Source organism: Acutalibacter sp., assembly GCF_056800975.1.
Window position 1 is genome coordinate 1 of record NZ_JBQISV010000120.1, and the last position, 5,502, is coordinate 5,502.

Sequence of the window (5,502 nt, forward strand, 5' to 3'; positions counted from 1 at the left end):
TAGATGGAGAGGACGGTCTGGAGCTGCCTTCAGTTATTCTGATGGAGCAGCTTCGTACCATCGACAAGCACAGGCTGGGAAAGTACATCGGTCACTTAAAGCCGCAGCACATCGATGGCATGAACCGTGCCCTGGCTGTCAGTATCAATCTTCGCTGTCCTCGTACTATTGGACAACCGGCAACTCATATAGTGGAAGCGGGGGAGGTGTCCGCTGCTGAAACATAGAGAGTTTGTATATGCCGGCGCACAAGTTCCGGATCTGACAGTGCAGGAACACGCTGCGTTTCTGCTGAATGTCCAAAAGGCCGTGCTTCTTTCCTTGGAGCGGCGAGGACTGCTGACTTTATCCCAGCGGCAGCGCTGCATAGTTGAACTTGAAAAGAGGAATATAAAAAACTAAAAGAACCAGCGCCGAGCATAGCTTGGCGTTTTTACATAGCTTTCTTTCGCACATTTGACATGGCGCGGCGCTCAATACAATGGGAATAACGGCGGCAATGCCCGCTGGGAAAGGAGTAAAGCCATGAATCGGTATGAACTTATGAACCAAGAACATAAGCTGGTGGACAAAAAGAAGCGCGTAGCCGCTTACTGCCGCGTCTCCACGGACAACGAGGATCAGGCAAACTCATTTGAGAGCCAGCAGCGATATTTTCGCCAGTATATCGAGCGGAATCCTGACTGGGAACTTTATGAGGTTTTCGCGGACGAGGGTATTTCCGGGACGAATACTAAGAAGCGCAAAGAGTTTAACCGCATGATTGCCTGCGCGAAGAACGGCGATTTCGATTTGATTATCACCAAGGAAATCTCCCGCTTCGCCCGTAACACGCTGGACAGCATATTCTACACCCGCGACCTCAAAAAGCACGGTGTCGGCGTTATCTTTCTGAATGACAACATTAACACCCTGGACGGCGACGCGGAGTTACGCCTTGCCATTATGTCCTCCATCGCACAGGAGGAAAGCCGCAAGACCTCCGAGCGTGTGAAATGGGGACAGAAACGCCAGATGGAGCAGGGCGTGGTATTCGGGCGCAGTATGCTGGGCTACGATGTAAAGGACGGCAAAATGACCGTCAATGAGGAAGGTGCTAAAGTCGTGCGGCTTATCTTCCATAAGTTTGTCAATGAGGGAAAAGGCACACATGTGATAGCTCGGGAACTGCGGGAAGAAGGCATACGGCCCATGCGGGTGAAAGAGTGGCAGAACACTGTCATACTCCGGCTATTACGCAACGAAAAATACTGCGGTGACTTGGTGCAAAAGAAAACCTACACGCCGGATTTCCTCTCCCACGAAAAGAAGTACAACCGCGGCCAAGAGGAATTTGTCATCATCAAAGACCACCACGAGCCGATTATCTCCCGGGAATTGTTCGATGAGGCCAACCGCATTTTAGACGAGCGCTCACTCTCCCAGGAGGGCAAGGCCAAGCACAGCAACCGCTACCCTTTCTCCGGGAAAATCAAGTGCGGGTGCTGCGGGGCCAGCTATGTGGCCCGGTACAAGACCCGCAAAGACGGGAGCCGCTACAAAGCATGGCGCTGCTATGAGGCCGCCACCCACGGCAGTCCCCATGTTGACAAGGCGGGCAATCAGGTGGGCTGCTCCGGGCCGAGCATCCGCAACGAGGACGCAGTCCATATTATGTGCCTTGTCACCAGGGAGCTGAAGTTGAACTGGCAGAAAATCACGGATAATCTGCTCTCCGTTATCAAGTCCATCATTGCCATGGACACTACCGGCGCGGACGTGGAAAAGCTGGAAACGCAGATAAAAGCCATCGAGGATCGGCGCGCTAAACTTATCGACCTCTATATGTCCGGAGACGTGACGAAAGAGGAATTTACCGTCGCACGAGCAAAATGCGACGGCAAGATTGCCGAACTGCAATCGGTAATTGACAACATTAATAAACAGCAGGAAATGGTACGCCAGCAGCAGGAGCTGATTGCAGAAATCACGAAAGCTATCCAAGAAATTATAAACGGCGTGGAATGTGAGGACGAGTTTTACACCCATATCCTGGATAAAATGGTGATACATGACCGGGATAACATAGACGTTTATCTGAATCTGCTCCCCCTAAAGTGGAGCTTCACGGTTGCGACAGCCGCAAAAAAAGCATTTGCCCCTGAAAATGCACCGCCGTCAAAAACGCCGCATTTCAGGGGCTTCACTACCCACATCCGTCAAAATAGCCGCCAACTCCGGATAAGGCATGGCATACCGCTGGCTCAAATACCGCAGCGAGGCGCCAATCTCCCCATGGGGCCCCCCATACTGGGTAATAATCGCCTTCGCCAGCTTGGGGTTGGGGTTTTTAATGCGCACCGGATACTGCAGCCGCTTTTCATACACAAACATCAGTCGTCACCTGTCCTTTCCCAGGGCCAGGGGCCGTTAATCCAGGCCCAGCGGCTGGTCTGGCTGCTCAGCTCCCCCATGGGGCCGAATTTCTCCTCATACTCCTTCACCATCCGGGCCAGCCGCTGGCGGTATTCCTCCAGGCGGCGGGCCGCGTCGCAGTTGTTGGGGTGGGTGTCCAAAAACAGGTGCAGCTCCCAGCAGGCAAACTGCATGGCCCCAATCTTGCGGCGCATGGCCATCTGCGGACTGTCGCTCATCGGGGCTCCCCCCTTCTGCCATAAAAGGGCTTGTCGAGCACAGGGAACAGCGTCCCCGCGTCCCAGGCCCGCTCCGCGCTGTGCAGGTTGGCGCTCCACTGCTGAAAGGGCACATAGGCCATGGCAGGCGCCGGCTCCGCAGGCAGGGGAGTGGGGTCCTGGCCGCAGGGAGCCATGTTGTCCTCGCCCGGTATGCCGGGAAGAATGTCACACATATCGTTTTCCCCTTTCCAGAAATGATGATACCGCAAACGCGCCCAACAACCGGTACATGCCGGCTGTTCCGCCAGGCGTCAAAGCCGCCCGGCGCCCAAATGGTGAAACCGCCCCATCTGAACCGCGTCAGCTATACCTCGGGGATTGTCCCCATGACAGCTTATGCCAAGCCCCCTCTCTGTGTGACTGTCCCGCAAACGACAATCACGCCGGAGGCCAGAGAAGAACGCTCCTCCCGGCCCCCAGCGTGATTTTATTTTGCTGACAAACAGGTACACAAACCAGTCCTCTGAAAATCACCCAAACACAAACCACCCCGATAGGTTCAGTCCCTCGACCGTCCAAGAGCCGGTAGGGGAGGCCCCTCGGCGCGATGCTTTATTTTACTAACAAACAGAGACACAACCCAGCCCCCTCAAAACTGCCCAAACACAAACCGCCTCGACTGGCGCAAGTCCTCGACCATCCAGAAGCCGATGGGGGAGGCCCCCCGGCGCGATGCTCTATTTTACTAACAAACAGAGACACAGCCCAGTCCCTTCTCAAAACCGCCCAAACACAAACCGCCCCGACTCGCTCAAATCCTTATCCGTCCAAGAGCCGGTGGGGGAGGCCCCCGGCCTCAGCGCCGCCGAGGTCTCGTTCTTGTCGCACAAAGACCAGTTGGCCCAGCTGATGCCCTTCTCCTCCATCCAGTCCAGCCACTCCCCGGCCTCCTTAAGGTATACCCCGCCGTTGCCGTCCGCAGCGCTGGTCCCCCATTCGGTGACAAAAATGGGCAAGCCCTGCTTCATGGCAGCCTCTGCCCGGTCCCGCAGCCACTGGCCATGGGTCCCGGCATAAAAGTGCAGAGAGTACATAAGATTCTCCCCCTTCACCGGGTCCGCGGCAGCCGTATGCACATCCTGACTCCAGGTGCCGCTGCCAATGAGAATAACCCCCTTCTCCGACTGGGCCCGAATGGCCTTCACCACCTGCTCCGCATAGGGCTTGATGTCCCGGCCCCAGTCCACATTGCCGTTGGGCTCGTTGCAAATTTCATACAGCACCGCAGGCTGGTCCTTGTACCGCTTGGCAATCTCCGTAAAAAAGGCCTTGGCCTCGGCAAGATGGTCCCTGGGGTTGCCGTCAGAGAGAATGTGCCAGTCAATGATCACATACATGTCCTGACGAATGGCCGCGTCAATGGCGGCAATAGCCTGCTTCTTTACTTTCTCCGGCTGACTAAGATAGCCCCCCTCGCCGGTGTACATGGCCACCCGGAACAGGTTGGCCCCATATGCGGCCGTGTTCTTTATGGCCTGCTCCCCGGCAAACTGCCCAAACCAGTGGAGCCCATGACTGCTCATGCCGTGCAAAGCCACAGGCTGCCCCTTCTCATTACACAGCTGGGTCCCCTTCACCTGCAGCCAGCCGTTCTCGCTCACCCCGCCGGAAATGGTCTCCACAGGCTCAGGCGGCAGACCCGGCTCCCCGGGCGAGGGGCTGGGAGCAGCGTCCATCTGTCCCAGGGCGCTGTAGATGATGGTGCAGGCCTCAGCCCTGGTCAGGCTCTTTTTCGGGTTGAAGCGGCCGTAGCTGTCGCCGCACACCACCCCGCAGGCATAAGCGGCCAGCACTGTGTCATAATACCGGCCGTTCAGCTGGGCAAAGTCCTTCATCTTGGCCGACTCGACATTGTAATCCCCCCGGCGGTCCGGCAGCAGGGCCTTCATGGTAATTTTCACCGCCAGCTCCCGGGTAATGGGCTTGCCAAAGGTCTCGCCAGTGGGCGGAATCTCATCCCAGTCATACCAGCCCCGCTCCAAACCGGCCTGAAGAAAGTCGTGGGCCCAGTAGCTGCTGCCGCTGGTCTGGGTAACGCCGGCGCAGCGGGCCACAACAGCCACATACTCGGCAGCGGAGATGGTGCGGGCCGGGCCGAAGGTGCCGTCAGGGAAGCCGCTGACCAAGCCTCTGGCGGCCATTTCGTTGACGGTTTTTTCATACCAGGAGCCTTTTTTCACATCGGGAAAGGCTTTGGCTGAGGCGGGGGCGGCGCAGAAGGAGCAGGAGAGGAGGAGGGACAAAAGAAGAGAGAGGGAAGAGCGAACAGCAGCAGACATAAAGCAGCATCCTTTCCAAAGGAGAATCATAGAGCAAGCCCCCATCGCGGGCAAAAAGCCCAAAGCGAAGCAGAGCAAACAAGCGCGAACCAAAAGTTTCGTCAACCTTTTCAAAGGTTGCAGAGCGCGAGACAGAGTCTCGCGACCTTGACCTTGCACTTAGGCGGCGCAGTAAACAAAGCCGCGAGGCACGAGTTTGCCCCCACAGCCAAGTTTAGAACGGGGCAGAGCTGCGCCGCCGTCGACTTGCCGAAAGCAAGTCGGATGCCGAAGGCAAGTCGGAGCGCGGTCGACCGCAGGGAGACCAGCGGCCTATTCGCAGCCGTCTCAAACAGAGCCAAAAATCCCAACAACCGCAAAAAGCCCAGCGCCCCGCCTCCAAGCAGCAATTTTATACATGCGCGGCATCCTCTGGCGCGCGATTAACCCGCAAAGAGACCCCTCACACAGCGTTTAGCGTGGGCTCTACCGTCGGGGGCTCTTTCTTCGCAAGCTTCGCTTGCTCAGGCGGCCCCCGAGGCCAGCGGCAGCGTCCCACCCCGCCCGCC

The 5,502-nt window shown here is 57.1% G+C and carries 4 protein-coding genes and 2 pseudogenes; 2 read left to right on the forward strand and 4 right to left on the reverse strand.

Going from position 1 to position 5,502, the window contains the following annotated elements:
• Positions 1–227 (forward strand): type II toxin-antitoxin system PemK/MazF family toxin (locus tag ACTO5E_RS09930; protein ID WP_482303323.1); only part of this gene is annotated, 227 nt, incomplete at its 5' end.
• Between the two features lie 316 nt (positions 228–543).
• Positions 544–1,581 (forward strand): annotated as a pseudogene (locus tag ACTO5E_RS09935) (recombinase family protein); the annotation flags it as partial.
• A gap of 600 nt (positions 1,582–2,181) precedes the next feature.
• Here ACTO5E_RS09935 and ACTO5E_RS09940 read toward each other — a convergent pair.
• The 4 genes and pseudogenes from ACTO5E_RS09940 to ACTO5E_RS09955 all read right to left on the reverse strand — a co-directional run.
• Positions 2,182–2,373 (reverse strand): annotated as a pseudogene (locus ACTO5E_RS09940) (manganese catalase family protein); the annotation flags it as partial.
• Positions 2,373–2,633, reverse strand: coding sequence for a spore coat protein CotJB (locus ACTO5E_RS09945; protein WP_482303325.1), 261 nt, complete (start codon positions 2,631–2,633; stop codon positions 2,373–2,375). The pseudogene ACTO5E_RS09940 and the gene ACTO5E_RS09945, both read right to left, overlap by 1 nt.
• Complete coding sequence (locus ACTO5E_RS09950) at positions 2,630–2,848, reverse strand: spore coat associated protein CotJA (RefSeq protein WP_482303326.1); 219 nt, start codon at positions 2,846–2,848, stop codon at positions 2,630–2,632. Before ACTO5E_RS09950 ends, ACTO5E_RS09945 begins: the two co-directional genes overlap by 4 nt.
• Positions 2,849–3,391: 543 nt before the next feature.
• Complete coding sequence (locus ACTO5E_RS09955) at positions 3,392–4,954, reverse strand: cellulase family glycosylhydrolase (RefSeq protein WP_482303328.1); 1,563 nt, start codon at positions 4,952–4,954, stop codon at positions 3,392–3,394.
• Positions 4,955–5,502 lie beyond the last annotated feature (548 nt).

Coding starts and splice junctions, on each gene's coding strand:
- ACTO5E_RS09955 (WP_482303328.1), bottom strand. CDS start 4,954: ATGTCTGCTGCTGTTCGCTCTTCCCTCTCTCTTCTTTTGTCCCTCCTC.
- ACTO5E_RS09950 (WP_482303326.1), bottom strand. CDS start 2,848: ATGTGTGACATTCTTCCCGGCATACCGGGCGAGGACAACATGGCTCCC.
- ACTO5E_RS09945 (WP_482303325.1), bottom strand. CDS start 2,633: ATGAGCGACAGTCCGCAGATGGCCATGCGCCGCAAGATTGGGGCCATG.